Here is a 24,448-nt window from a genome sequence, read left to right as displayed (position 1 = left end):
GCCACCTCCTGGGACGACCTGCCCGAGGACATCAAGGAGACCTACGACAAGCTCGGCATCCCCGAGGCGGAGAAGCAGCGCCTCCGGGACGGCGCGCCCCGCGGCGAGCGAGGCCGGGACCGACAGCACACGCTGGTTCGTGCTCCCCCGGAAGGGGAGCGACAGGTCGCGCCGCGAGATCTCGAACCGGCCGTCGACCAGGACGTCGAGCCCGGCGAGCAACGCCCGCTTGTCCGGCGACCCCCCGCAGAGCTCCTCGAACGTGTAGCCGCTCCAGCACCACACGTCCTTGGAGCGGCCGAACGTCTCCCGCAGACGGCGCACCACGCGCAGGCAGACCTCGGTGTTGAGGAACGGCTCGCCGCCCAGCAGCGACAGGCCCTGCACCGACCCGTGCGCGAGGTCCGCCAGGACGCGGTCCTCGAGCTCGTCCGTGAAGGGCGTGCCGTAGCGGAAGCTCCAGGTCGCCTCGTTGAAGCAGCCCTCGCACGCGAACAGGCACCCGCTCACGTACAGCGAGCAGCGCACGCCCTCGCCGTCGACGAACACGAACGGCTTGTAGTCCGCGACGTAGCCCTGGCTGAAGCGCTCCGACCTCCAGCCCGGCTGCGGGTCCCGCGACACGACGGCCTCAGGCTTCCGCAGGGCTCGGGTCGGCCACGGCGGTCGCCGACGCGGGATCGGCGACCTCGCCGAGGCTCACGGCCCCCGCCATGTGCTTGACGCGCGAGGAGATCTCGACGTGCCGACCGTGCACCATGGGGCGCTGCTGCGGGTTGCCCAGGTACCCGCACGTGCGCTTGACGACGTCGCACGTGCGCGGGTCCGTGTTGCCGCAGCCCGGGCACGCGAAGCCTCGCGCCGTCGGCGTGAAGTCGCCCGCGTACCCGCACGCGTAGCAGCGGTCGATCGGGGTGTTCGTGCCCAGGTACCCCACGCGGTCGTAGGCGTAGTCCCACACGGCCTCGAGCGCCTTGGGGTTCTGCTGGAGCACGGGGTACTCGCAGTAGTGGATGAACCCGCCCGACGCGTACTGCGGGTAGTCCATCTCGAAGTCGAGCTTCTCGAACGGCGTCGGGTCCTTGCGCACGTCGTAGTGGAAGCTGTTCGTGTAGTACTCCTTGTCGGTGATGTCGGCCACGACCCCGAACTTCTCCCGGTCGAGCCGCGCGAACCGGTCCGTGAGGCTCTCGCTCGGCGTCGAGTAGACGCTGAACTGGTAGCCGTGCTCGGCCGTCCACGCCGACGTGTGCTCCTTGAGGGTGCGCAGCACGCGCAACGTCATCTCCTTGGCCTCGGGGTCGGCCTCCCAGGCGCCGCCGAAGAACGCCGCGGCGACCTCGTACAGCCCGATGTACCCGAGGGAGACGGTCGCGCGCCCGTCACGGAAGAGCTGGTCGACGTCGTCGTCGGGTGCGAGACGCTCGCCGAACGCACCGTGCACGTACAGGATCGGGGCGTTGCCCGGGACCGCCTCCTTGCAGCGCTCGACGCGGTAGACCAGCGCGTCGTGCACCGTCGCGAGCCGCTCCTCCAGGAGCGCCCAGAACGTTGCCAGGTCGCCTCGGGACTCGAGCGCGATACGCGGCAGGTTGAGCGTCACGACGCCCAGGTTCATGCGCCCCTCGACCACGTCGTTGCCGTCCGCGTCGCGCCAGCCCTGCAGGAACGACCGGCAGCCCATGGGCATCTTGAAGCTGCCCGTGAGCTCGACGATCTTGTCGTAGCTCAGCACGTCGGGGTACATGCGCTTGGTCGCGCACTCGACCGCGAGCTCCTTGATGTCGTAGTTCTCGTCGCCCGGGTCCAGGTTGACCCCGCGCCGCAGCGTGTAGATGAGCTTGGGGAAGATCGCGGTGCGGCCCTCCGCCCCCAGGCCCTTGATGCGGATCTGCAGGATCGCCCGCTGGATCTCGCGCTCGAGCCACCCCGTGCCCAGCCCGAACCCGACCGAGGTGAACGGCGTCTGCCCGTTGGACGTGAACAACGTGTTGATCTCGTACTCGAGGCTCTGCATCGCGTCGTAGATGTCCTTGGCGGTCTTCGCCCGCGCGTACGCGTCGTGGGTCGAGGCGTCCGTGAGCCAGCGCTCGGCCTCGACCAGGTGCTTGGCGTAGTTGAGCTCGGCGTACGGGGCCAGGAGCTCGTCGATGCGGTTGACCGAGCACCCGCCGTACTGGCTCGAGGCGACGTTCGCGATGATCTGCGTGATCTGCGCGGCCGCGGTCTGGATCGAGCGGGGCGGCTCGACCTGCGCGTTGCCGATGCGGAACCCCTCGGACAGCATCGTCCGGAAGTCGATGAGGCAGCAGTTCGTCATGGGGGCGTAGGGGTGGTAGTCGAGGTCGTGGTAGTGGATGTCGCCCTTCTGGTGGGCGTTGGCCACGTGCGGCGGCAGCATGCGCAGGCCGACCGCCTTGCCGACCGCGCCCGCCGTCAGGTCGCGCTGGGTGTTGAAGACGTCCGAGTCCTTGTTCGCGTTCTCGTTGACGACCGAGGAGTCCTTGCTGATCAGGCCGACGATCGAGTGGTTCAGGTCGGTCGAGCGGCTGCGCGCGAAGTCGCGCTGGACGCGGTAGTCGATGTAGGCCCGGGCCACGTCGTACTCGCGGGACTCGAGCAGCTCGTGCTCGACCACGGCCTGGATCTCGTAGATCTGCACGGACCCGTCGAACCGCACCGAGATCTCCGCGACGACCCGGTCGAGCACCGCGTCGAGCGCGCGCTCGTGGAAGGGGGTCGCGTCCCCGTGGACCTCTTCGTAGGCCTTGCGGAGCGCCGCGCGGATCCGGGCGTCGTCGAACGGGAGCTGGCGCCCGTCCCGCTTGAGCACCGTGAGCGAGGCCCTCGCCCCCGACGCGACGTCCTCGCCCTGCTCGACCTCGACCAGGCCCATGCGACCACAACCTCTCGACGAGACGCCCCGCGACGCATGCCGACAGGGCATGAGGGGGCGCCGATGAAAACTAGATGTAGTAGCAATTACACCCGTGCAATCCCACATGTAGTGGCCAATCCCGGGCGCGCCGGGACCTTCCTCCCTGAGGTCGGGACGTTGGTCACCCTGGCGCCGGACCTACGACCCCGCACGGCGGGAGCAGCCTGCGAGGCGAGGCGGCGGGAAGGCTGGTAGACCGGCAGGAGCAGAGCGGGCGGCACTCCTTGGCCTGCTCGTGGACCGAGGAGCGCGCGACATGACCCGTCGGTACGTCACATGGGCGGGGGAGGACGACCCCGACCGGCTCGACACCGCGGTGCTCTCGCTCGGTGCGGACCGGTTCGAGTGCCTCGGGACCTCTCGCAGCGCCACCTGGGTCACGGCCTGGTCCTTGACCACCGGACCGCAGTGGGTCACGCGACGGCTCGAGGTGACGGCCCGGGGGCAGGGCTGGTCCCGGGACCTGCTGCTCGAGCGCTCGGGCTCGGGGGAGTGGACCGCGCGCGTGTCGCACACCGGCGCGGCCCCCGTCGACCTCGCGACCCCTGGCATCGAGGACCCGTCGGCGCTCGCGGGCGCGCTCGACTGCGACCTGGCCCTGTGCCCGGTGACGAACTCCATGCCGATCCTGCGCCTGGGGCTGCTGGGCGAGCGGGCGCCGGTCGAGCCGACACCCCTGACCATGGCCTGGGTCGAGGTCCCGTCGCTGCGCGTCCTGCGCAGCGACCAGGTGTACGCGCCGGGCGCCCCCTACGACCCCGGGGCGGGGCGCGCGGTCGTCACGTACACGAGCGCCACGCGCGACGTCACGGCCGACCTCACGGTCGACGCGGACGGCCTCGTGATCGACTACCCGCACCTCGCCCGTCGGGTGCGTTGAGCACGGGGAGCGCCTGCCACGGTCGAGCGGCGGCGGGAACCGGGGCGTCGAGGACGGGATCGGCCTGCACGGCCGTCCCTGTCGGCCTGGGGCTGCCACCCGAGGGGCTGCCCCCCGAGGGGTCGCCCCCCGAGGGGCCGCCCCCCGAGGGTGCCGCAGCCTGGGGTGCCGCGGCCCGGGGCGGCGTGGAGCGCTCGCCGACCAGCACGACCGCCACCCCGATGCCGCAGAGCGCGAAGCCGACGAGGGTGGTCGCGGTGAGGCTCTCGCCGAGGAGTGCCGCGCCGGCGACGGCGGTCGTCGGCGCGATGAGGAAGAGGAGCGCGTTGATGCCCACGCGCTGCAGCAGCCACCAGTACAGGCCGTAGGCGGCGAGCGTCGGGACGGCGGCCGCGAAGGCTGCCGCGAGCCAGAAGGAGGCCGAGGCGGGCGGCGCGATCGTCCCCGTCGCCGTGGTGACCACGACGAGCGCCGCGGCCGTCACGACGACGTGGACGGTGAGCGTCGTGAGCACGCCTGCCTGCCCGTCCGGTCGGCGCTGGAGGAAGGTCGCGACGATCAGGCAGGCCATGGCGAGGACGGGCAGCAGGTAGACCGCCGGGTGGGCTGCGGAGCCTTCGAGCTGCGACCGCACGACCAGCAGGACCCCGGCGGCGCCGACGAGCAGCCCGACCCACTGGGCGCCGCGCACGCGGAGCCCCAGCAGGGGGCCCACGAGCACCGCGACCATGAGCGGCTGCGCGGCGTCGACCAGCGCGACCGTGCCCGTCGCGACGCCTGCGGCGATCGCGGCGTGCACGAAGACGCAGTAGCCGAGCTGGGCGAAGAGGCCGATGACGGACTGCCGTCGCACGACTGTCGGACCGGCCGTGCGGAGGCCACCCGTGACCAGCTGGAGGACGAGCAGCGCACCCGCCAGCGGGACGAAGCGCCAGACGAGCAGGGTGAGCGGCGAGACGTCGACGGTCGCGACCGCCGCGACGAGGAAGCCGGAGCTCCACGTCGCCACGAAGGCGACCGTGGCCAGCGCCGTCAGGGCGTGAGGAAGTAGACCGATCTGTTTAGTCATCTCGGCGACTATACAGACTGGTATAGTCGATGTCGTGCCGCCGACCGTCCCCGTCCCCGAGCTCGCCCCCTTGACCCCCGGAGCCCGTCGTGTCCTCGACGCCGCGTCGCGGCTCTTCTACGAGCGCGGCATCCACTCGGTCGGGGTCGACACCATCGCCGAGGCCGCGGGCGTCACCAAGAAGACGCTGTACGACCGGTTCGGCTCCAAGGAGGCGCTGGTCGTCTCGTACCTCCAGCACCGGGACGCCAGGTGGCGCGACCATGTCGAGGCCTGCCTCGCCCGGGTGCCCGAGCCGGGCGTCGAACGGGTGCTGGCGGTCTTCGACGCCGCCATCTCGTGGTCCGACGAGAACAGCCCCAAGGGGTGCAGCGCGATCAACGCCCGGGCGGAGATCGGCGACGGTCACGACGGCCACCCGGTGTTCCCCGAGGTGTCGCGCCAGAAGGCCTGGCTGCTCCGGCTCTTCGAGGATCTCTGCCGGGAGGCCGGGACGCAGGACCCCGCCGCTGCGGCGCGCGCGCTGATGCTGCTCCACGAAGGCGCGATCGTCACGGTCGGCATGGAGACCTTCGCCCGCCCGTTCGAGCGAGCACGTGCCGTGGCGCGCGTCCTGCTCGAGTCGCAGCCGCCGCAGACCGAGCAGGTCGTCACGCCGTAGAGGCCCGGCGGGCAGGGCGCGTCGTCCGCGACGCGGACGGTCTCGTGACCGACCACCCCCACCTCCTCCGTCGGTGCGTCGAGCGGGCGAGGTCAGCGGGGCCCGACGGGCCGGTCGGGCGAGCTGCTGCTAGGCTCGCAGGCACCCGGACCGGATCCGATGGAGGAACCATGGTCGACGAAGCCGCTGGCACGAGCCCGATCGAACCACCCGTCGCCGGGGACGAGGTGTCGACGCTCCTGGGATCTCTCGAGAAGCAGCGAGCGACGTTCGCCTGGAAGGTCGGCGGGCTCGACGCAGACGGCCTCGCCGCGACGGTCGGCGCATCGGCGATCACGCTCGGGGGGCTCCTCAAGCACCTCGCGTTCGTCGAGGAGCTGTGGTTCTCGACCAAGCTGCACGGGCGTGCGCCCGGCGAACCGTGGGACCAGGTCGACTGGGACACCGACCCGGAGTGGCCGTGGACGTCGGCGGCCCAGGACGAGCCGCAGTACCTGTACGGGTTGTGGCGTGCCGCGGTCGTCCGGTCGCGTACCTCGGTCGACGAGGCGCTCGCGGACGGTGGGCTGGACCGACGGATCGTCTGGAACGGGGGCGACGAGGGCGAGATGCCCAGCCTCCGGTCCGTCCTGATGTACCTCGTCGAGGAGTACGCGCGACACGACGGGCACGCGGACCTCGTGCGCGAGTCGATCGACGGCCTGGTCGGGGAGGACCCCCCTGGGGTCCCTGCGGAGTACCCGCTGCGCGAGAGCTGAGCGACCCGGTCCCAGGACCGCTCGGCAGCCCGTTCCCGGGGTCGCGCGGAGCCGTCAGCTCCCGTCGCGCAGGTCGACCGGCGCGACGCCGGACAGCGTGATCCGGTCGAAGACCGCGGTGCAGCTCTCGCCCAGGGGGGCCTGTGCCAGGAAGCCGACGCTCACGGGCAGGTCGGTGAAGAGGCGGAACAGCCGGACGAACTCCCAGACCTGGCCGTCACGCGAGGCGTGGAAGGCCCAGCCCGGGCCCGTGCGCACGACCCGCAGGTGCACGGAATCGTCGTCGACGTCCCACGAGTTGCAGTCGTCGGTGTACTCGTTCGTCACGGTCGAGACGACCATGGCCCGCCCCTGCGGCGACTGCTCGAAGCAGAGCTTGGCCCAGTGCCGCTCGTCGGCCCACAGGACCAGCGCGCCCGCGTCGAACGTGGTGCGCGGCGTGGGCACCCGGACCCGCGCCGACAGCGCGAGCTCGGCCGGGGCGTCGAACACCAGCGCCGGCGCCGCGTGCTGGGGCGGGGCGCCCAGGGCGTCGTTCGTCCAGTCGGTGCCGGCAGGGGCGGTCAGGGTCACGACGCCCTCGTCCACCTCGCCCGCTCCTTCGTGGGACAACCAGTGCAGCGGGGGGAGGGTGGTCTGCGTCACGGGCACACCCTACCCATGCGCGCGGGCGTGGGTGGACAGGGCCGAGCGACGTCACCCGCGCAGGACGGGCCCCGCCGGTACCAGGGACGCCCGGGCCTCCCGCGTGCGGTCCGGGCGGGAGCACCGTGGACTGGTACCGGAGCCCGTCACCGTCCGCACACCGGCCAGCTCGTGGCCCGACGGCGCCGCGCGGCTCCGTGCCCCTGTCACCACGGCGAGGAGAACCACGATGGCACCGTACGACGCACCGCGCACCCGGCCCGACGACCTCTTCACGGGGCGCGCCGCGTCTCTGCGGGACACCGACCCGGAGCTCGTCGAGCGCTTCGAGGCCTTGGCGACCGACGAGGTCCGCCGGGCCAGCCACCTCGACCCGCGGACCCGGCTCATGGTCCAGCTCGCGGCCCTCATCGCGTGCCGGGGCCTGGGGGAGTACCGCGGCCTGGTCGCCACGGCGCTCGCGGCCGGTGTCACGCCCGTCGAGGTCAGGGAGATCGTCTACCACGCCGTGCCGTACGTGGGCATGGGCCCGGTCGTCGACGTCTTGCTCCTGACGAACGAGGTCCTCACGGAGCACGGAGTCGACCTCCCGCTGCCCGGCCGGTCGACGACGACCCCCGCTGACCGCGCGGCGAAGGGGCTCGCGGTCCAGAAGGAGATCGTGGGCGGCGACGTCGTCGACGCGATGTACGCGAACGCTCCGGACGACGAGGCCCACGTCCAGCGCCTGCTGTCGGCGAACTGCTTCGGGGACCACTACACGCGCCTGGGCATCGACGTCCCGACGCGCGAGCTGCTGACGTTCGCGATGCTCGTCGCGCTCGGCGGGTGCGACCCGCAGGTCCGGGGCCACGTGGCCGCGAACCGGAACGTGGGCAACGGCCGTGAGGTCCTCGTGGACGTGGTGACCCAGCTCCTGCCGTTCATCGGCTACCCGCGGACCCTCAACGGGCTCCGGGCGGTCGACGACGTCGCGCCGGCCGCGTAGGGAGGCGTCCCTCAGGGCTCGCGGGGGTCGAGGCGGAACGTCGCCTCGACCGCGTCGGGGCCCGTCACGGTGCCCACGATCGCCGGTCCGTGGCGGTCGTACTTCGCGTGGTAGGCGGCCGTGACGGCCTCGTCCACCGCGTCGTCGGGCTCGACGAACGTGACGTCCTTCTCGACCCCGCCGGCGCGGACCCGGCCGCGCGGGTCGGCGAGCGCGCGCCGGAACCAGCCGTTGCCGCGGCCGTAGGCCGAGCGGACGTAGACGTCGTCGCCCACGCGGACGACCCAGATCGTCACGAACGGGCGCAGGCTCCCGTCGGGGCGCAGCGAGGACACCTGGAGCTCTTCGGCCCGGCCGACCCGTTCCAGCTCGTCGTCGGTCCAGGCGGTGGTCGTCGATCCCGTCATGGCTGCTCCTCGGTCCGTGGGGCGGTGGGTCCCGTCGCTGGGACTGCGTCCAACGTACGTCCGAACCGGCCCGGACGTGCGGTGCGACGGTCAGGGGGCCCGGCTCTCGCGCCCGACCAGGCGGTGCTCGTGCGCGTAGACGACGACCTGCACGCGGTCGCGCAGGTCGAGCTTGCGCAGGACCGAGCCGACGTGCGTCTTGACGGTCGACTCGCTCACGTACAGGCGCGCCCCGATCTCTGCGTTCGAGAGCCCGGCCGCCACGAGGGTCAGCACGCTGTGCTCCTTGGTCGTGAGCGTCCCGACCTCGGGCGGGGTCGGGGTCGCGACGCGGAAGGTGCCGTCGAGGAGGGTCGCGAGCTCCTGGGGAGCCATGACCGCGCTGCCGGCGTGGACCGTGCGCACGGAGTGCGCGAGCATCTCGGGGCTCGAGTCCTTGAGCAGGAACCCGCTCGCGCCGTAGCGGATCGCGGTGGCCGCACGGTCGTCCAGGTCGAAGGTCGTCAGGACGATCACCCGGACCGGTCGGGAGCGGTTCGCCGCCCGGGCCGGCGAGAAGATCTGCCGGGTGGCCTCGACGCCGTCGAGCACGGGCATGCGGATGTCCATGAGGACCACGTCCGGCGCGAGCTCGTCGACCAGGCGCACGGCCTCCCGGCCGTCGGCGCCCGTCCCGACGACCCTGATGCCGGGCTGGGCGTCGAGGATGACGCCGACGCCCTGCCGGAACAGCGCCTGGTCGTCGACGAGCAGGACGCGGACGTCCTCGGCGGTGGTCATGCTGCTCCTTCTGGTCGGTGCGTACCCGGGTCGCGGTGGGGGTGCTCAGCCCAGGGGGAGGGAGGCGGTCGCGGTGAACGCCGTGCCGTCGTCCTGCGCAGGAGCGGTGTGGACGGCCAGCCGGCCGCCGACGGCGTCCAGCCGGTGACGCAGCCCCTCGATCCCGCGGCCACCGGGCACCCGCTCGGCGTCGGGGGCGACGAGGTTGGTCACGGTGATGCTCAGCCGCGGCACCCCGGCCGACCCGTCCGGCCAGTCGCGGCGGATGCCGACCGGTCGGTCGCGTCGGCCGTGCCTGAGGGCGTTGGTGAGCATCTCCTGCAGGGCCCGGAAGGCGACCGTGTGGTGCTCGACGGTCAGGTCGCGGGGGGTTCCGGACTCGAGGTCCTCGACCTGGACGCCCGTCGAGCGGACGTCGTCGATCAGGGTCTGCAGGCTCCCCGCGGGGAGCGCCCCGGTGTGGACGGGTGCGCTCGCGTCGGCGGGTGTCCCGGTCGCTCCGAGGACCGCGCGCACGTCGCGCAGCGACTGGCGTGCCGACCCAGCGACGTTCGCCAGGGCCCGCTTGGTCGCCTCGGGGTCGTCGTCGGCGAGGTACTGCGCGGACTCTGCCTGGGCGAGGATCACCGCGAGCGAGTGCCCGACGACGTCGTGCACGTCGCGTGCCAGCCTCGCCTGCCCGGACCGCAGCCGGGCGATCTCGGTCGCGCGCGCCTCCTCGTCCCGGGCACGGTCGCGCGCCCGGAGCGCGGCGCGCTCCTCCTCCTGGGACCGTCGGGTGCTCTCCCGGCCACGCAGCACGAGGCCGAGGAACCAGGGCAGGAGGAAGAACGCGAGCGACCCGAACCCGATCAGCGCCGGACCGACGAGCTGCCCGGAGCGGGGGCTCAGCAGGATCCGCAGCGCGTCGCTCAGGGACGGGATGCTGCCCGTGGCGAGGTAGGAGAAGGCGAAGACGGGGGCGAAGGGCAGGGCGATCCCGCTGAGCCACAGCACGAGGGTCGACCCGTGGCGCGAGGTCCCGTAGGCGACGACCAGCAGCGCGAGCTGTGTCAGGAGCAGGTCCGCGCCCGTCACGACCTGGAAGAGGCCGGTCGCCAGGAGCGCCAGGAGCGCGAGGCCGGGGGCTCGGCGCGAGAGCCCGCACGCCACGGCGCTCCCGAGGACGACCGCGACGTTCGCGAGGAACCTGGTGTCGACGCCCGCGCTGTAGGAGAGGATCTCGACCGCACCGAGGACCGCCACGAGCAGCCCGCCGACGACGTCGGGCAGCACGGGGGGCGCGCTGCGGTGCACGGGGTGGGGCGCTCGGTGGGCGGAGGTCACCACGAGATGGTCCCGCACGTTCGTCATCGCTCGCGCCGACGTGTCGCGGGCGTCACGCCGCGCCCCTCGCCCGGAGGGAGGTGCGGGGCGCCCGGAGGGCCCCGAGGACGAGCTGCTCGACCAGCTCCTCGTAGGGCAGGCCGATCGTGGCGAACATCTTCGGCACCTGCGAGGTCGGGGTCATGCCGGGCATCGTGTTGACCTCGTTGAGCACCAGGCCGTGCCCGGCGGACAGGAAGAAGTCGAAGCGGGCGACGCCCCGGCAGCCGAGGGCGTCGAACAGGGCGAGGGCGGCCTCGCGCAGCGCGGTGCGCTGCGCCGGAGAGACCGGTGCGGGGAGGAGGAAGGACGGGTCGGCCTCGTACTTGTCGGCGGTGTCGAACACGCTGCCGGCCGCGACCTCGATCTCGAGGGGAGGACCGACCATCCTCGAGCCGTCCGCCGTCTCGAGGACCGCGATGTCGATCTCCCGGCCGACCACGAAGTCCTCGAGCAGCACCCGGGGGTCGAGCAGAGCGGCCCGGGCGACGGCCTCGTGCAGCCCGGCGTCGTCGTGCGCGACGCTCACCCCGTGGCTCGATCCCGATGCGACCGGCTTGACCACGACGGGGTACGTCCGGTCGGCGGGCAGGGGGTCGCCCGCGTCGACGAGCCCGCCCCCGGCGACCGCGATGCCGAGCTCACGTGCCACGAGCTTGGTGGCCCACTTGTCCATGGCGAGCGCCCCGCCACGGACTCCCGACCCGACGTACGGGACCCCGGCGAGGTCGAGCAGGGCGGCCAGGGTGCCGTCCTCCCCGCGGGGGCCGTGGACCGCGGGGAAGACGGCGTCGCACCTGCCGAGCACCGCGACGGCCGCGGCGAGACTCTCGGCGACCCCCTCGCCGAGCGCCCCCTGCGGGTCGCGCCACCGACCGTCCCTCCCGATCGTCAGGCGCACGACGGTGACGTCGCGCGCCTCGAGCGCTGCGGCGACGGATCGTGCGGTCGCGAGGGACACGTCGTGCTCGCAGCTCTGCCCCCCGCCGAGCACGGCGACGCGCAGGCAGGACGGCGCACCCTCTGCGCGGGCCGTCGCGGGGCGGACGGGGGAGTCGTGGCTCGTGTTTCGCATCAGTGGTCCTCCTCGACGTGGTGGCGCTCGACGCGGGGGCCGATGCCGGTGACGATCTCGTGCTCGATGGTCCGGGCCCAGCCGGCCCAGTCGCGTGCGGTGGGCTCGCCGTCGTCCCCCGGGCCGAGGACGACGGCGACGTCCCCGGCGGCCACGGGCAGTGCTCCCACGTCGACGACCACCTGGTCCATGGACACGAGGCCGACGACGGGGCAGCGGTGGCCGTGCAGCAGGACCGACGCGCGTCCGGTCGTGATCCGGGGAATGCCGTCGGCGTACCCGACCGGGAGCAGGGCGAGCCGGGTGGCGCGGGCCAGGACGTGCGCGTCGCCGTACCCGACGCGCCGGCCCGCCGCTGCCTCGCGGACCCCGACGACCGGGGCGAGCAGGGTCAGGGCAGGGCGCAACGTGGCGGCGGGGCCGACGGGGGGAACGCCGGCGGGGGCGATGCCGACGAGCCCCGCGCCGACCCGGCACATGTCGAGGCGTGCGCGGGGGTCGTTCAGGGCCGCGTCCGTGCCGCCCAGGTGCCGGACCGTCGGCGACAGCCCTGCGGAGCGGGCGACCCGGGTCGCCCGCTCGAAGCGGTCCAGGTCCGCGGTCGCGGTCGGGCGTCCGGCGCGGTCAGCGCACCCCAGGTGCCCCATGAGACCGCGGACCACGACGTCGCCCGCGGCCTCGGCGGCACCCGCCTCGGCGCACAGCCGACCCCAGGTCTCCTCCTCGGCCCCGTCGCGCGACATCCCGATGTCGGCGTGCAGGTGGATCGTCGCCGTGGTCCCCGTGCGCCGGGCCGCGTCGACGACCGCACGCAGGTGACCGGGGCTCGGGACGGCGACGTCGACCCTGGCCCGGAGCGCGTCCCCGAAGTCGGCCGCCGGGGAGTTGAGCCAGCTCAGGACCGGGACGTCGATGCCTGCGTGCCGCAGGAGGACGGCCTCCGCGATCGAGGTGACCCCCAGCGCGCTCGCCCCGCCGGCGAGCGCCGCCCGGGCCAGGGCGAGGGCACCGTGCCCGTAGCCGTCGGCCTTGACCACGGCCATGACGGGAGTCCTGGTGGCGCGGACGACCGCGCAGGTGTTCGCACGCAGGGCGCCGACGTCGACGAGCGCGGTGGGGCGGCTCACGGCGGGTGGGCGGCGGGTCGTGCGAGGTGGCCGCAGCAGGTCGGTGCTCATGCCGCGGTCGCCAGCCCGGCGGGCCCGTAGAGCGCGTACCGCGCCCCCGTGGCGAGCGCCCAGTACCGGTCGCCGTAGCTCCAGTGCCACCACTCCGTGGGGTAGTTGACGAGCCCGACCTGCCCCAGGGCCGCCGCCAGCAGGTCGCGGTGCGCGCGGGCCTGCCGCGAGATGCCGGGGGCGTCGAAGTAGCAGGCGCCGCCGCTCTCCTCGGGGGTCGCGTCCAGGGGGCACCCCATGTCGAGCTCATGGCCGCGGGAGTCGACCAGCGTCACGTCGACCGCCGCGCCGGCCACGTGCGGCGCGACGTCCAGGGGGGCGACGTAGCGGCTCGAGAGCGCGGCCACCTGCTCCGGGTCGAGGTGCGGGTGGTGGGCACGCAGCGACGCGCCGTAGCGCGCGATGATCGCGTGCTGCGCCGCGACCGGCCGGTAACCCTCGGACAGCGCCAGGCGCAGCCCGCCCGGGAGCGAGCGCTGCGCGGCGAGCAGACGGTCGGCGAGGCCCGCGCGGACGTGGCGCGCCGTGGGGCAGGCGGGGCCGTCGATCCAGGTGAGCTCGACGAGCGGCTCGCCGGTGTCGCGGACCGGCACGCGCCGGACCTGGGGGTCGCTGATCAGGGTGGGCTGGGGCATGGCTCGACGCTAGGTCGCGGGCCGTCGGCGCGGCCTCCACCTCAGGTACCGGTGACCGGCCCGGGAGGTCCGTCCGTGGTCCGACCACGGGGTGACGCCAGGGCTGGTGCCGTGCGCCGTGCCCCTCGCGCTGCGACCGGGGCCGCGGCCGGAGGGGGCCCGACGACGCGACGTGCGCGCCGCCGTCGGGCCCGGTCAGCGGTGGGCCGCCACGTCCCGCGCGTCGCGGGGGCTCGACGCGCGGGCCTCCGTCGCGGTGCGGACCGAGGCCCAGACGAGCACGCCGAGCCCCGCCCCGAGGACCGGGTAGGTGGCGGCGAGGCGGGCGAGCGAGAAGACGGTCACGGCGTGGTCCGTCGCGAGGAGGCGCACGACCGCGCCGACCATCCCGACCACGGCCCCCGTGCCCGCCGCGACCACCGCGGAGCGCAGGTGCCGGGGGTGGGGCACGGGTTCGGCGCGGCGCCACCAGCGCACCGTGAGGATCGAGATCGCCACGAACCCCAGGAGCGAGCTCCCGTGCTGGAGGTACTTGTAGAGCACGACGCCCGCGACGGGGGTGCGCAGGACGTCCCAGGTCTGGACGGCCGTCCCTCGCAGGTGCGTGAAGTCGTCCCAGAGGATGTGGGTGAGCGTCCCGGCCACGGCGAACCCGACGACTGCGCCCGCGACGACCAGCGGTCCCGCGACCCGGGGAGACGTGCCCTGGTCCGTGCCGCCGGGCGGGGCGGACCGCCGGGGGAGGGCGGCCAGGAACGGCCCCCGCACGACCAGGACCCACAGCGCCGTGAAGGCGACGGCGAGGGCCAGGTTTACGGTCACGGCGCCCAGCAGGCGGTGCGTGGGGTGCGCGAGCTCGTCCGTCCCGGGGAGCAGGACGTCGAGGAAGAGGGGAGCGTCGGGCACCATCGCGCCGACCGCGAAGGCAGGCAGGGCCCAGAGCAGCAGGTTCGGGGGGAGCGCACGTCGCGCACGGCGGCCTGCGAGGGGGAGGGACACCAGGGCGTGGACGGGCGTGTACGGCACACGGCACATCCTGGCAGCGGTCGGTCGGCGCCGCTGCCACGTCTCGTGGCGTGCGCGGGGTCGACGTCGGGCATCTCACACTTTTCGGATGTTTCCCCGCGACGAGTAGAAATAGTGTGCCAAGCGCCGACCTTCACTCAGCTCACCCCAGCAACCCGACTCACCACCAGCAGGGACGAGCACAGGCCGGCCCCACGTCCGTCCCAGCCGTGGAAGGAGGCGCCCGACGGCGGTAGTTTCGCTAGGACGGGGCACCCGTCCCGTGACGGACCTGGCGCAAGGGAGCCGAGCATGGGGATCGACGAGGCGAAGGACAAGGCAGCAGCCGCAGGCGACGAGGCCAAGGAAGGGCTGGGGGGACTGGTCGACAAGGCCAAGGGCTTCCTGACCGACGACAAGATCGACGAGGTCGCCGACAAGATCAAGGGATTCACGCCCGACTCGGTCGACGGGCACGTCGACGCCCTGGCCGAGAAGGCCAAGGAAGCGAACGACTGACGGGGCAGGAACGCACGCGACCTGCCGAGGTCGGTAACATCGAGGGGCGCCACCGTCTGGTGGCGCCCTTTCCACTGCCCTCTCGAGCCGCTAGGAGCGCGCACCGTGTCAGACGTCTTCTCGTCACCCTTGTCCATCACTCTCGACGGGGAACGGACCACGGTGGAGACGGGCACGACCGGCGCAGACCTGTTCCAGGGTCGCCGCGACGTCGTCGTGCTGCGCGTGAACGGTCAGCTCAAGGACCTCGACACCCCCGTCGCCGAGGGCGACGAGGTCGAGGGCGTGACCATCGACTCGCCCGACGGGCTCGACGTGCTGCGCCACTCCGCGGCCCACGTCCTGGCCCAGGCGGTCCAGCAGGTCAACCCCGACGCCAAGCTCGGCATCGGCCCTCCCATCCGTGACGGCTTCTACTACGACTTCGACGTCGAGACCCCCTTCACGCCCGAGGACCTCAAGGCCCTCGACAAGGCCATGGCCCGCATCGTCAAGGACGGCCAGACGTTCAAGCGTCGCGTCGTCACCGAGGACGAGGCCCGTGCCGAGCTCGCGAACGAGCCGTACAAGCTCGAGCTGATCGGGCTCAAGGGCTCGGGCTCGGCCGACGACGCGGGGGAGGGCGTGTCGGTCGAGGTCGGCGCGGGCGAGCTCACCATCTACGACAACGTCCGCCGCGACGGCACCGTCGCCTGGAAGGACCTGTGCCGCGGCCCGCACCTGCCCAGCACGCGCCTGATCGGCAACGGCTTCCAGCTCATGCGCAGCGCGGCCGCCTACTGGCGAGGCAGCGAGAAGAACCCGCAGCTCCAGCGCGTGTACGGCACGGCCTGGCCCACCAAGGACGAGCTGCGCGCGTACACCGAGCGTCTGGCCGAGGCCGAGCGCCGCGACCACCGCCGCCTGGGCGTCGAGCTCGACCTGTTCTCGTTCCCCGACGAGATCGGCTCGGGGCTCGCGGTCTTCCACCCCAAGGGCGGGATCATCCGCAACGAGATGGAGGAGTACTCGCGCAAGCGGCACATCGAGGCGGGCTACTCGTTCGTCAACTCCCCGCACATCACCAAGGAGAAGCTCTACCAGGTCTCCGGGCACCTCGACTGGTACTCCGAGGGCATGTACCCCCCCATGCACCTCGACGAGGAGCGGGACGCGGACGGCACGCTGCGCCGCGCCGGGCAGAACTACTACCTCAAGCCCATGAACTGCCCCATGCACAACCTGATCTTCGACGCGCGCGGCCGCTCGTACCGTGAGCTGCCGCTGCGCCTCTTCGAGTTCGGCACCGTCTACCGCTACGAGAAGTCCGGCGTGGTGCACGGCCTGACCCGTGCCCGCGGCTTCACGCAGGACGACGCGCACATCTACTGCACGCGCGACCAGATGAAGTCCGAGCTGACCGACGCCCTGAACTTCGTCCTCGACCTGCTCAAGGACTACGGGCTCGACGACTTCTACCTCGAGCTCTCGACGCGCGACCCCGAGAAGTCCGTCGGCACCGACGACGCCTGGGAGGAGGCGACCGAGACGCTGCGCCAGGTCGCCGAGGAGTCGGGCCTGGCGCTCGTGCCGGACCCGGGCGGCGCTGCCTTCTACGGTCCCAAGATCTCCGTCCAGGCCAAGGACGCGATCGGTCGGACGTGGCAGATGTCGACCATCCAGCTCGACTTCAACCTGCCCGAGAAGTTCGACCTGGAGTACCAGGCGTCGGACGGCACGCGTCAGCGCCCCGTCATGATCCACCGTGCGCTGTTCGGCTCGATCGAGCGCTTCTTCGCGGTGCTCACCGAGCACTACGCAGGCGCGTTCCCGGCCTGGCTCGCGCCGGTCCAGGTCGTCGCGGTCCCCGTCGCGGAGCCGTTCAACGACTACCTGGCCGACGTCGTCGCGCAGCTGCGCGCCCAGGGCATCCGTGCCGAGGTCGACTACTCGGACGACCGGTTCGGCAAGAAGATCCGCACGGCCAGCACCCAGAAGGTGCCGTTCGTGCTCATCGCCGGTGGCGAGGACGTCGAGGCGGGTGCGGTGTCGTTCCGCTACCGCGACGGACGTCAGGACAACGGCGTGCCCGTCGCCGAGGCCATCGAGCGGATCGTGTCTGCGGTCCGCGAGCGCAGCCAGGTCTGACGCGTGACGTCGGACGGCGCGGGGGCCGGGTACTCGGTCGAGGGGCCCGAGGGGCATCCTCGGTTCGACGACGGGATGGACCGGTTGTGGACGCCGCACCGCATGGTCTACATCGGTGGGCAGGACAAGCCGGCCGACGACCGTTCGTCGTCGTGCCCGTTCTGCCGGGTCCCTGCGTCGTCCGACGAGGACGGGTTGGTCGTGGCGCGTGGCACGTGGTGCTTCGTGGTGCTCAACCTGTACCCGTACAACCCGGGCCACCTCATGGTGTGCCCGTACCGGCACGTGTCGGACTACACGGACCTGACGCCCGAGGAGACGGACGAGCTGGCGCGGCTGTCGCAGAAGGCGATGCGGGTGACGCGTGCGGTGTCGGGTCCTGACGGCTTCAACCTGGGCATGAACCAGGGGGCGGTCGCAGGGGCCGGCATCGCGGCGCACCTGCACCAGCACGTGGTGCCGCGCTGGTCGGGGGACGCGAACTTCCTGCCGATCGTGGCGCACACCAAGGCCGTCCCGGAGCTGCTGGGGGACACGCGTGCCCGGTTGGCGGCGGCGTGGGACGGCGTGGGCCCGGCGGCGGCCGGCGACGACGTGGTTGACGAGGACGACGTGGCGCCGGTGGCGCCCACAGCTGAGGAGAGCTAGATGTTCGGTCGGCTGCGCGCCGTCGTGACGAGGTTGTTCACGCCGATCGCGGCGTTCCTGCTCCGTGCCGGCGTGTCCCCGGACGCGGTGACGGTCGTGGGCACGCTCGGGGTCGTGGCGTCCGCCCTGTGGTTGTTCCCGACGGGGCACCTGTTCGCGGGGACCATGGCGATCATGGTCTTCGCGTTCTCGGACGCGCTCGACGGCGTGATGGCCCGGCAGGCCGGGCGCTCGGGGCCGTGGGGGGCGTTCCTGGACTCGACGCTGGACCGTCTGGCGGACGCGGCGATCTTCACGGGGCTCATCGTGTGGTTCGTCCGCACGGACAACACGTGGGGCATCGCGGTGGGGCTCGCGTGCCTGGTCCTGGGGTCGGTGGTGCCGTACGCGCGGGCACGGGCCGAGGGCCTGGGCATGACGGCTGCGGTCGGGATCGCCGAGCGGGCGGACCGCCTGGTCGTGACGCTCGTCGCGGCGGGGCTCGTGGGCCTGGGCCTGCCGGTGACGGTGCTGGTCGTGGTGCTGGGGCTGCTCGCGGCCGCGAGCGCCGTGACGGTCGTGCAGCGGATGGCGACGGTGCGTCGTCAGGCGGTCGCCGCTGCCGGGGCTGCGCCGTCCGAGGGTGGTGCCTGAGGTGGGGGTGAGTGCGGACAAGGCGTTCACGTTCGCGTGGCGCAATGCGCACAAGGTGCCGGAGCCGGTGCTGCGTGGGTTGTTCACGCTGATCGCGGACGTGGCGTGGGCGTCGCGCAGGGGTGGTGTGCCGCAGCTCGAGCGGAACCTGGCGAGGGTGCGGCCTGACCTGGACGTGCGGGGGCTGCGCCGGTTGAGCCGGGCGGGCATGCGTTCGTACATGCGGTACTACCGGGAGGCGTTCACGCTGCCTGCGGCGTCTGCTGCGCAGATCGAGGCGCGGGTGCGGCTGGAGGGGTACGAGAACTGTCTGCGGTTCACGTCGCAGGGGGTCACTCCGGTGCTGGCGCTGGGGCACACGGGCAACTGGGACCTGGCGGGGGCGTATGCGACGCCGCACATCGCCCCGGTGCTGACGGTCGCGGAGCGGCTCGAGCCGGAGGAGCTGTTCCAGGAGTTCCTGGCGTTCCGCAACTCGTTGGGGATCGAGATCCTGGCGCTGGGTGACGGGGACGTGTTCCGTGAGCTGATGCGCGGTGCGCGGGGGCCGGGGAAGCTGATCCCGTTGCTCGCGGACCGTGACCTGACGTCGCGGGGCGTGGAGGTGGACCTGTTCGGTGAGCGGGCTCGGGTCGCGGCGGGGCCGGCGGCGCTGGCGGTCTCGACGGGGGCGCCGTTGCTGACGGCGTCGATCCGGTACGAGCGGTTGACGGGGGTCCGGCGTCGTGCGGCGGGGACGCCGTGGGGGATCGTGATCCGGTTCTTCCCGCCGGTGGCCGTCCCGGAGGGGGTGCCGCGCAGCGAGCGGGTCGCGGTCATGACGCAGGCGTGGGTCAACCATCTGGCGGAGGGGATCGCCGCGGACCCGGAGGACTGGCACATGCTGCAGAAGGTGTTCGTGGCGGACCTGGACCCGGAGCGGTATGCCCGGACGAGGGCGAAGGACGCGCAGGATTCTACTGGTGGAGGGGCGGTGGGCTCGGTATGAGCCTGAAGGTCGGGATCGTGTGCCCGTACTCGTTCGACGTCCCGGGTGGTGTGCAGTTCCACATCCGGGACCTGGCGGAGGCGCTCATGGCGCAGGGGCACGAGGTGTCGGTGCTGGCCCCTGCGGACGAGGACACCCCGATCCCGGACTACATCACGTCCGCGGGTCGTGCGGTGCCGGTGAAGTACAACGGCTCGGTGGCGCGCATGACGTTCGGTCCGGTCACGGCGGCGCGCGTGCGCCGGTGGTTGGACGCGGGGCAGTTCGACGTGCTGCACCTGCACGAGCCGGTGACGCCGTCGTTGAGCATGCTGGCGCTGTGGATCGCGCAGGGTCCGATCGTGGCGACGTTCCACACGGCGCTGATCCGTTCGCGGGCGCTGCAGGTGGTGTACCCGTTGGTGCGGCAGAGCCTGGAGAAGATCTCGGCGCGCATCGCGGTCTCGGAGGACGCCCGGCGCACCCTGGTGGAGCACATGGGGGGCGACGCGGTCGTCATCCCGAACGGGGTGTACGTCGACACGTTCGCCGACGCGCAGCCGTCGGCGAGGTGGCAGGGGACGCCGGACGCGCCGACGATCGCGTTCCTGGGGCGCCTGGACGAGCCGCGCAAGGGGCTGCCGGTCCTGACGGCCGCGATCCCGCGCATCCTGGAGCAGGTCCCGGGGGCGCGGTTCCTGGTCGCCGGTCGCGGTGACCAGGGGCGCGCGGACGCCCTGGAGGCGTTGGGGGAGGCCGCGAGCGCCGTGGAGTTCCTGGGGTCGATCTCGGACGGGGAGAAGGCGTCCCTGCTGTCGTCGGTGGACGTGTACATCGCGCCGCAGACGGGTGGGGAGAGCTTCGGGATCGTGCTGGTGGAGGCGATGAGCGCGGGGGCGTGCGTGGTGGCCTCCGACCTGGGGGCGTTCCGGCGGGTCCTGGACGAGGGGGAGGCGGGGGCGTTGTTCCCGGTGGGGGACTCGGCGGCGTTGGCGCAGACGGTGCTGCGGGTCCTGGCGGACCCGGAGGGTCGGGTGCGGTACTGCGAGCGGGCGATCTCGTTCGTGCGCCGGTTCGACTGGTCGACCGTGACGGCCGAGGTCCTGGCGGTGTACGAGATGGCGTTGGCGGCCTCGGACGCGGTGATCCCGGTGCACGAGGACCCGGCGTCGTTGCGCGGCGGTCGTCGTCTGGGGTTGTGGCCCCGCCCTGAGCAGGAGAGGAACCCGTCGTGACGTGGTCGGAGATCGCCATCATCGTGGTGGCCGTGGTGCTGGTGGCGGGCTGGGCCCTGTGGGTCGCGGCGTCGCGCCTGGACCGGTTGCACCGCAAGGTCATGGCGTCGCGCCTGGCCCTGGACGCGCAGCTGGAGCGGCGGGCGTCGGCGGCGCTGGACCTGGCGGGCGCGGGGGAGCTGGACCCGGCGAGCTCGGTCCTGGTCGCGGAGGCGGCGTACGCGGTCCTGGACGACGACCTGCGCATGCGGGAGATCGCGGCCGCGGTACCGGGCCTGGCGGAGCTGGTGGGGGCGCCGGAGGGGGTGCGCCGGCCCGACGGCGGCGCTCCGGTCGTGCAGGCGCCGCGCCTCCTGGCGGGGGTGGGGATGCAGCGGGCCATGGCGGAGAGCGACCTGTCGGCCACGTTGCGCTCGGCGCTCGAGGACCCGCAGGAGGTCGCCGAGATCCGGGCCTCGCCCCTGGGGGCGGAGCTGTTGGCCGCGTTGGCGGGGGCCTGGTACCGGGCGCAGATCGCCCGCCGGTTCCACAACGAGGCCGTGGCGCAGACGCAGCGCCTGCGTCGTACCTGGTACGCCCGGGCGTTCTCCTTGGCGGGGCACGCCCCGATGCCGGTCACGGTCGAGCTGGACGACGCCTGGCCGCCGGCCCTGGACCGCAACCCCTGACCGGTGGCGCCTGCCGCTGCACTGCCCGAGGGGTGGTCGCCGCTCCGTAGACTGGGCGGTGACGTGCAAGCATGTCGGCGGCGCGAGCGTGACCCCTGCTCGTGCGTCCCAACGTGAAGATTCGAGGTTTCGCGGTGTCCGTGGAGAATTCCGGCGAGAACAGCCCGCAGGCGTCCGACGTGGTCGGCTCGGCCAAGGTCAAGCGCGGCATGGCCGAGATGCTCAAGGGCGGCGTCATCATGGACGTCGTCACCCCCGACCAGGCGAAGATCGCCGAGGACGCGGGAGCGGTGGCCGTCATGGCCCTCGAGCGTGTCCCGGCCGACATCCGCGCGCAGGGCGGCGTCTCGCGCATGAGCGACCCGGACATGATCGACGGCATCATCGCCGCGGTCTCGATCCCCGTCATGGCCAAGGCGCGCATCGGTCACTTCGTCGAGGCGCAGGTGCTGCAGGCCCTGGGTGTCGACTACATCGACGAGTCCGAGGTCCTGACCCCGGCGGACTACGCCAACCACATCGACAAGTGGGCCTTCGAGGCGCCGTTCGTGTGCGGGGCGACGAACCTGGGCGAGGCCCTGCGCCGCATCACCGAGGGTGCGGCGATGATCCGCTCCAAGGGCGAGGCCGGCACGGGCGACGTGTCCAACGCGACCACGCACATGCGCACCATCCGCGCCGAGATCCGCCGCCTGACGTCCCTGCCGGAGGACGAGCTGTTCGTCGCGGCCAAGGAGCTCCAGGCGCCGTACGAGCTGGTCAAGGAGGTCGCCGCCACGGGCAAGCTGCCCGTGGTCATGTTCACCGCGGGCGGTATCGCGACCCCGGCCGACGCGGCCATGATGATGCAGCTCGGCGCCGAGGGCGTGTTCGTGGGCTCGGGCATCTTCAAGTCGGGCAACCCGGCCCAGCGTGCGGCCGCGATCGTCAAGGCCACCACGTTCTACGACGACCCGGCCGTCCTCGCGGACGTCTCGCGCGGCCTGGGCGAGGCCATGGTCGGCATCAACGTCGACGACATCCCCGTCCCGCACCGCCTCGCCGAGCGCGGCTGGTGACTCCCGCTGCAGGTCCGGTGACGTCCCGGTGACACCGTGACGACCGGCGCGCAGGACGGGCCGGAGGGCCACGTCCCGTCCGGGGTGGGCGCACCCGTTGCGCCCGCCCCGGCGGCGTCGCCCGCCGCCCCGACGCCGGTGCCTCCCAGCACGCTCGGCCCCGACTGGGTCCTGGGCCCGGACGGCATGCGCCACCGGCGCGGTGCCCGCGTCCTGCTGATCGACGCCCGCGACCGGGTCCTGCTCGCCCGCGGCCACGACACCGACCAGCCCGGCCGCTCCTGGTGGTTCACCATCGGCGGCGGCGTCGAACCCGGCGAGAGCGACCGGGACGCGGCCCTGCGCGAGGTCCTCGAGGAGACGGGCCTGCGCCTGGACCCCGCCGGGCTCGAGGGGCCCGTGTGGACCCGGTCGGCCATCTTCGACTTCTACCGTGAGCGCTGCCGCCAGGACGAGGTGTTCTACCTCGCCCGCCTCGGCGACCAGCACACGAGCCGGCCCCTGACCCGTGACGGGTGGACCGAGATCGAGCACGACGTCGTCGACGAGATGCGCTGGTTCACGCTCCCCGAGCTGCGCACCGTGACCATCGAGGTCTTCCCCGCCGGTCTCGCCGACCTCCTCGAGCCCCTGCTCGACGGCTGGGACGGCCGCACCCGCCACCTCGGCGAAGCCACCGAGTAGCCCGCCCGGACCCGGGCGCCCACGGCGAGCGCCGCCGTCGGGCACCTCGCACCCCACCCCCGCCCAGCCCGTACGATGGGCGATCGTGAAACCGGTCATTGGAGTCCTCGCCCTGCAGGGCGACGTCCGCGAGCACGTGGCAGCCCTCGAGGCGGCCGGCGCCCGTCCCGTCACGGTGCGCCGCCCCACCGAGCTCGCCGCGCTCGACGGCCTCGTGATCCCCGGCGGGGAGTCGACCACGATCGACAAGCTGCTGCGGATCTTCGAGCTGTTCGACCCGCTGCGCGCCGCGATCGCGGCCGGGCTGCCGGTGTACGGGTCGTGCGCGGGCATGATCCTGCTCGCCGACCGGGTGCTGGGAGCCACGCACGACCAGCAGACCCTCGGCGGCCTGGACGTCACGGTGCGCCGCAACGCGTTCGGGCGCCAGGTCGACTCGTTCGAGTCCTCGGTCGAGATGGTCGGTGTCCCGGGCGGCCCCGTGCCCGCCGCGTTCATCCGCGCCCCCTGGGTCGAGGAGGCCGGTCCCGCGGTCCAGGTCCTGGCCCGCACCCGGCACCGCGGAGCGGGCGCGCCCGAGCCGTCCACGGGGACGGGTGACGTCGCAGGTAGAATCGTCGCAGTACGTCAGGGAACGTTGCTCGCCACCTCCTTCCACCCCGAGATCACGGGCGATGCGCGGGTGCACGAGCTCTTCGTCGCAATCGTGAAGGAGTAACAGGGGTATGTCAGGACACTCCAAGTGGGCTACGACCAAGCACAAGAAGGCCGTGATCGACGCCAAGCGCGGCAAGCTGTTCGCCAAGCTCATCAAGAACATCGAGGTCGCGGCCCGCACGGGCGGCGGTGACCTCGCCGGGAACCCCACGCTCTTCGACGCCGTCCAGAAGGCCAAGAAGTCCTCGGTCCCCAACGACAACATCGACCGCGCCCTCAAGCGCGGCTCCGGCCAGGAGGCCGGCGGCGCCGACTACCAGACGATCATGTACGAGGGCTACGGCCCCGGCGGCATCGCCGTCCTCGTCGAGTGCCTCACGGACAACAAGAACCGTGCCGCCGCAGAGGTCCGCATCGCGTTCACGCGCAACGGCGGCCAGCTCGCGGACCCGGGCTCGGTGTCCTACCTGTTCTCCCGCAAGGGCGTCATCGTGGTCCCCAAGGAGGGCACCACCGAGGACGACGTCATGGAGGCCGTCCTCGAGGCGGGCGGCGAGGAGGTCACCGACGAGGGCGACACGTTCGAGGTCCTCACCGAGGCCACCGACCTGGTCGCGGTCCGCACCGCCCTGCAGGACGCGGGCATCGAGTACGACTCCGCGGACGTCGTCTTCCACCCGTCCATGGAGGTCGAGGTCGACGCCGAGGGCGCCCGCAAGATCCTGCGCCTCATCGACGCCCTCGAGGACAGCGACGACGTGCAGAACGTCTACGCGAACTTCGACGCGAGCGACGAGGTCATGGCCGAGCTCGAGAACGACGACTGAGCACCCTGGTGTGACGAAGGGCTCCCGCGCGACCGCTCGCG

The 24,448-nt window shown here is 72.8% G+C and carries 25 protein-coding genes and 1 pseudogene; 15 read left to right on the top strand and 11 right to left on the bottom strand.

What is annotated here, in order from left to right:
- Window positions 1–129 precede the first annotated feature (129 nt).
- Window positions 130–624: pseudogene (gene nrdG / locus NHG27_RS13605) on the bottom strand (anaerobic ribonucleoside-triphosphate reductase activating protein); the annotation flags it as partial.
- A gap of 7 nt (window positions 625–631) precedes the next feature.
- Window positions 632–2,896 (bottom strand): anaerobic ribonucleoside-triphosphate reductase, encoded by a 2,265-nt coding sequence (nrdD, locus tag NHG27_RS13600; protein ID WP_497016635.1) that lies wholly within the window; start codon window positions 2,894–2,896, stop codon window positions 632–634.
- Between the two features lie 298 nt (window positions 2,897–3,194).
- Here nrdD and NHG27_RS13595 point away from each other — a divergent pair, with 298 nt between their 5' ends.
- The gene (locus NHG27_RS13595; protein ID WP_497016634.1) at window positions 3,195–3,818 is read left to right on the top strand and encodes a putative glycolipid-binding domain-containing protein; all 624 of its coding nucleotides are present in this window, start codon (window positions 3,195–3,197) and stop codon (window positions 3,816–3,818) included.
- Here NHG27_RS13595 and NHG27_RS13590 read toward each other — a convergent pair.
- A complete protein-coding gene (locus NHG27_RS13590; RefSeq protein ID WP_497016633.1) occupies window positions 3,757–4,887 on the bottom strand; it encodes a DMT family transporter in 1,131 nt (376 codons plus the stop codon). The genes NHG27_RS13595 and NHG27_RS13590 overlap by 62 nt on opposite strands.
- Before the next feature lie 34 nt (window positions 4,888–4,921).
- Here NHG27_RS13590 and NHG27_RS13585 point away from each other — a divergent pair, with 34 nt between their 5' ends.
- Window positions 4,922–5,548, top strand: a complete 627-nt coding sequence (locus tag NHG27_RS13585; RefSeq protein WP_321575413.1) for a TetR/AcrR family transcriptional regulator — start codon at window positions 4,922–4,924, stop codon at window positions 5,546–5,548.
- A gap of 170 nt (window positions 5,549–5,718) precedes the next feature.
- Window positions 5,719–6,306, top strand: coding sequence for a DinB family protein (locus NHG27_RS13580; RefSeq protein ID WP_193720164.1), 588 nt, complete (start codon window positions 5,719–5,721; stop codon window positions 6,304–6,306).
- Between the two features lie 54 nt (window positions 6,307–6,360).
- Here NHG27_RS13580 and NHG27_RS13575 read toward each other — a convergent pair whose 3' ends face one another.
- The gene (locus NHG27_RS13575) at window positions 6,361–6,951 is read right to left on the bottom strand and encodes a DUF1349 domain-containing protein (RefSeq protein ID WP_497016632.1); all 591 of its coding nucleotides are present in this window, start codon (window positions 6,949–6,951) and stop codon (window positions 6,361–6,363) included.
- 229 nt (window positions 6,952–7,180) lie between these two features.
- Here NHG27_RS13575 and NHG27_RS13570 point away from each other — a divergent pair, with 229 nt between their 5' ends.
- Window positions 7,181–7,939: a carboxymuconolactone decarboxylase family protein gene (locus NHG27_RS13570; protein ID WP_497016631.1), complete on the top strand. Its 759-nt coding sequence runs from the start codon at window positions 7,181–7,183 to the stop codon at window positions 7,937–7,939.
- 11 nt (window positions 7,940–7,950) lie between these two features.
- Here NHG27_RS13570 and NHG27_RS13565 read toward each other — a convergent pair whose 3' ends face one another.
- The 7 genes from NHG27_RS13565 to NHG27_RS13535 form a co-directional block, all read right to left on the bottom strand.
- Window positions 7,951–8,346, bottom strand: a complete 396-nt coding sequence (locus NHG27_RS13565) for a DUF2255 family protein (protein WP_497016630.1) — start codon at window positions 8,344–8,346, stop codon at window positions 7,951–7,953.
- Window positions 8,347–8,436: 90 nt separating this feature from the next.
- Window positions 8,437–9,126 carry a response regulator gene (locus tag NHG27_RS13560; protein ID WP_497016629.1) on the bottom strand — a complete coding sequence of 230 codons (690 nt, stop codon included), beginning with the start codon at window positions 9,124–9,126 and terminating at the stop codon, window positions 8,437–8,439.
- A gap of 45 nt (window positions 9,127–9,171) precedes the next feature.
- Complete coding sequence (locus tag NHG27_RS13555; protein WP_497016628.1) at window positions 9,172–10,452, bottom strand: sensor histidine kinase; 1,281 nt, start codon at window positions 10,450–10,452, stop codon at window positions 9,172–9,174.
- A 52-nt stretch (window positions 10,453–10,504) separates the two neighbouring features.
- Window positions 10,505–11,566 (bottom strand): D-alanine--D-alanine ligase family protein, encoded by a 1,062-nt coding sequence (locus NHG27_RS13550; protein ID WP_497016627.1) that lies wholly within the window; start codon window positions 11,564–11,566, stop codon window positions 10,505–10,507.
- Entirely contained in the window at window positions 11,566–12,744 is a 1,179-nt protein-coding gene (gene alr, locus NHG27_RS13545; protein ID WP_497016626.1) for an alanine racemase, read from the bottom strand. The genes NHG27_RS13550 and alr overlap by 1 nt, the downstream gene beginning before the upstream one ends.
- The gene (locus NHG27_RS13540) at window positions 12,741–13,379 is read right to left on the bottom strand and encodes a M15 family metallopeptidase (RefSeq protein WP_497016625.1); all 639 of its coding nucleotides are present in this window, start codon (window positions 13,377–13,379) and stop codon (window positions 12,741–12,743) included. Before NHG27_RS13540 ends, alr begins: the two co-directional genes overlap by 4 nt.
- Window positions 13,380–13,574: 195 nt before the next feature.
- Entirely contained in the window at window positions 13,575–14,405 is an 831-nt protein-coding gene (locus NHG27_RS13535; protein ID WP_497016624.1) for a DUF4184 family protein, read from the bottom strand.
- 291 nt (window positions 14,406–14,696) lie between these two features.
- Here NHG27_RS13535 and NHG27_RS13530 point away from each other — a divergent pair, with 291 nt between their 5' ends.
- The 11 genes from NHG27_RS13530 to NHG27_RS13480 all read left to right on the top strand — a co-directional run bounded on the left by NHG27_RS13530 (window position 14,697) and on the right by NHG27_RS13480 (window position 24,407).
- Window positions 14,697–14,903, top strand: coding sequence for a hypothetical protein (locus tag NHG27_RS13530; protein WP_193720174.1), 207 nt, complete (start codon window positions 14,697–14,699; stop codon window positions 14,901–14,903).
- 105 nt (window positions 14,904–15,008) lie between these two features.
- Window positions 15,009–17,030: a threonine--tRNA ligase gene (gene thrS / locus NHG27_RS13525; RefSeq protein ID WP_193720175.1), complete on the top strand. Its 2,022-nt coding sequence runs from the start codon at window positions 15,009–15,011 to the stop codon at window positions 17,028–17,030.
- A 75-nt stretch (window positions 17,031–17,105) separates the two neighbouring features.
- Complete coding sequence (locus NHG27_RS13520; RefSeq protein WP_497016638.1) at window positions 17,106–17,678, top strand: HIT family protein; 573 nt, start codon at window positions 17,106–17,108, stop codon at window positions 17,676–17,678.
- The gene (pgsA, locus tag NHG27_RS13515) at window positions 17,679–18,311 is read left to right on the top strand and encodes a phosphatidylinositol phosphate synthase (protein WP_193720176.1); all 633 of its coding nucleotides are present in this window, start codon (window positions 17,679–17,681) and stop codon (window positions 18,309–18,311) included.
- Between the two features lies 1 nt (window position 18,312).
- Entirely contained in the window at window positions 18,313–19,299 is a 987-nt protein-coding gene (locus tag NHG27_RS13510) for a phosphatidylinositol mannoside acyltransferase (RefSeq protein ID WP_497016623.1), read from the top strand.
- 2 nt (window positions 19,300–19,301) lie between these two features.
- Window positions 19,302–20,513 carry a glycosyltransferase family 4 protein gene (locus NHG27_RS13505; RefSeq protein ID WP_193720252.1) on the top strand — a complete coding sequence of 404 codons (1,212 nt, stop codon included), beginning with the start codon at window positions 19,302–19,304 and terminating at the stop codon, window positions 20,511–20,513.
- Window positions 20,510–21,181: a hypothetical protein gene (locus NHG27_RS13500; protein ID WP_193720178.1), complete on the top strand. Its 672-nt coding sequence runs from the start codon at window positions 20,510–20,512 to the stop codon at window positions 21,179–21,181. The genes NHG27_RS13505 and NHG27_RS13500 overlap by 4 nt, the downstream gene beginning before the upstream one ends.
- Before the next feature lie 134 nt (window positions 21,182–21,315).
- Complete coding sequence (gene pdxS / locus NHG27_RS13495; protein ID WP_497016622.1) at window positions 21,316–22,239, top strand: pyridoxal 5'-phosphate synthase lyase subunit PdxS; 924 nt, start codon at window positions 21,316–21,318, stop codon at window positions 22,237–22,239.
- Between the two features lie 36 nt (window positions 22,240–22,275).
- Complete coding sequence (locus tag NHG27_RS13490) at window positions 22,276–22,923, top strand: NUDIX hydrolase (protein ID WP_321575415.1); 648 nt, start codon at window positions 22,276–22,278, stop codon at window positions 22,921–22,923.
- 82 nt (window positions 22,924–23,005) lie between these two features.
- Window positions 23,006–23,641 carry a pyridoxal 5'-phosphate synthase glutaminase subunit PdxT gene (gene pdxT / locus NHG27_RS13485; protein WP_497016637.1) on the top strand — a complete coding sequence of 212 codons (636 nt, stop codon included), beginning with the start codon at window positions 23,006–23,008 and terminating at the stop codon, window positions 23,639–23,641.
- A gap of 7 nt (window positions 23,642–23,648) precedes the next feature.
- Window positions 23,649–24,407 carry a YebC/PmpR family DNA-binding transcriptional regulator gene (locus NHG27_RS13480; protein ID WP_193720179.1) on the top strand — a complete coding sequence of 253 codons (759 nt, stop codon included), beginning with the start codon at window positions 23,649–23,651 and terminating at the stop codon, window positions 24,405–24,407.
- The last annotated feature ends 41 nt before the right edge of the window (window positions 24,408–24,448 follow it).

It is taken from the genome of Oerskovia sp. 140933 (genome assembly GCF_059651515.1).
This window is presented reverse-complemented; position numbering and strand designations above follow the sequence as displayed.

Excerpts from the sequence above, each read along its gene's own strand:
- NHG27_RS13595 (WP_497016634.1), top strand. The coding sequence starts at position 3,195 with ATGACCCGTCGGTACGTCACATGGGCGGGGGAGGACGACCCCGACCGG.
- NHG27_RS13550 (WP_497016627.1), bottom strand. The coding sequence starts at position 11,566 with ATGCGAAACACGAGCCACGACTCCCCCGTCCGCCCCGCGACGGCCCGC.
- nrdD (WP_497016635.1), bottom strand. The coding sequence starts at position 2,896 with ATGGGCCTGGTCGAGGTCGAGCAGGGCGAGGACGTCGCGTCGGGGGCG.
- NHG27_RS13530 (WP_193720174.1), top strand. The coding sequence starts at position 14,697 with ATGGGGATCGACGAGGCGAAGGACAAGGCAGCAGCCGCAGGCGACGAG.
- NHG27_RS13570 (WP_497016631.1), top strand. The coding sequence starts at position 7,181 with ATGGCACCGTACGACGCACCGCGCACCCGGCCCGACGACCTCTTCACG.
- NHG27_RS13520 (WP_497016638.1), top strand. The coding sequence starts at position 17,106 with ATGGACCGGTTGTGGACGCCGCACCGCATGGTCTACATCGGTGGGCAG.
- NHG27_RS13580 (WP_193720164.1), top strand. The coding sequence starts at position 5,719 with ATGGTCGACGAAGCCGCTGGCACGAGCCCGATCGAACCACCCGTCGCC.
- NHG27_RS13565 (WP_497016630.1), bottom strand. The coding sequence starts at position 8,346 with ATGACGGGATCGACGACCACCGCCTGGACCGACGACGAGCTGGAACGG.
- pgsA (WP_193720176.1), top strand. The coding sequence starts at position 17,679 with ATGTTCGGTCGGCTGCGCGCCGTCGTGACGAGGTTGTTCACGCCGATC.
- NHG27_RS13560 (WP_497016629.1), bottom strand. The coding sequence starts at position 9,126 with ATGACCACCGCCGAGGACGTCCGCGTCCTGCTCGTCGACGACCAGGCG.
- NHG27_RS13590 (WP_497016633.1), bottom strand. The coding sequence starts at position 4,887 with ATGACTAAACAGATCGGTCTACTTCCTCACGCCCTGACGGCGCTGGCC.
- NHG27_RS13540 (WP_497016625.1), bottom strand. The coding sequence starts at position 13,379 with ATGCCCCAGCCCACCCTGATCAGCGACCCCCAGGTCCGGCGCGTGCCG.
- alr (WP_497016626.1), bottom strand. The coding sequence starts at position 12,744 with ATGAGCACCGACCTGCTGCGGCCACCTCGCACGACCCGCCGCCCACCC.
- NHG27_RS13480 (WP_193720179.1), top strand. The coding sequence starts at position 23,649 with ATGTCAGGACACTCCAAGTGGGCTACGACCAAGCACAAGAAGGCCGTG.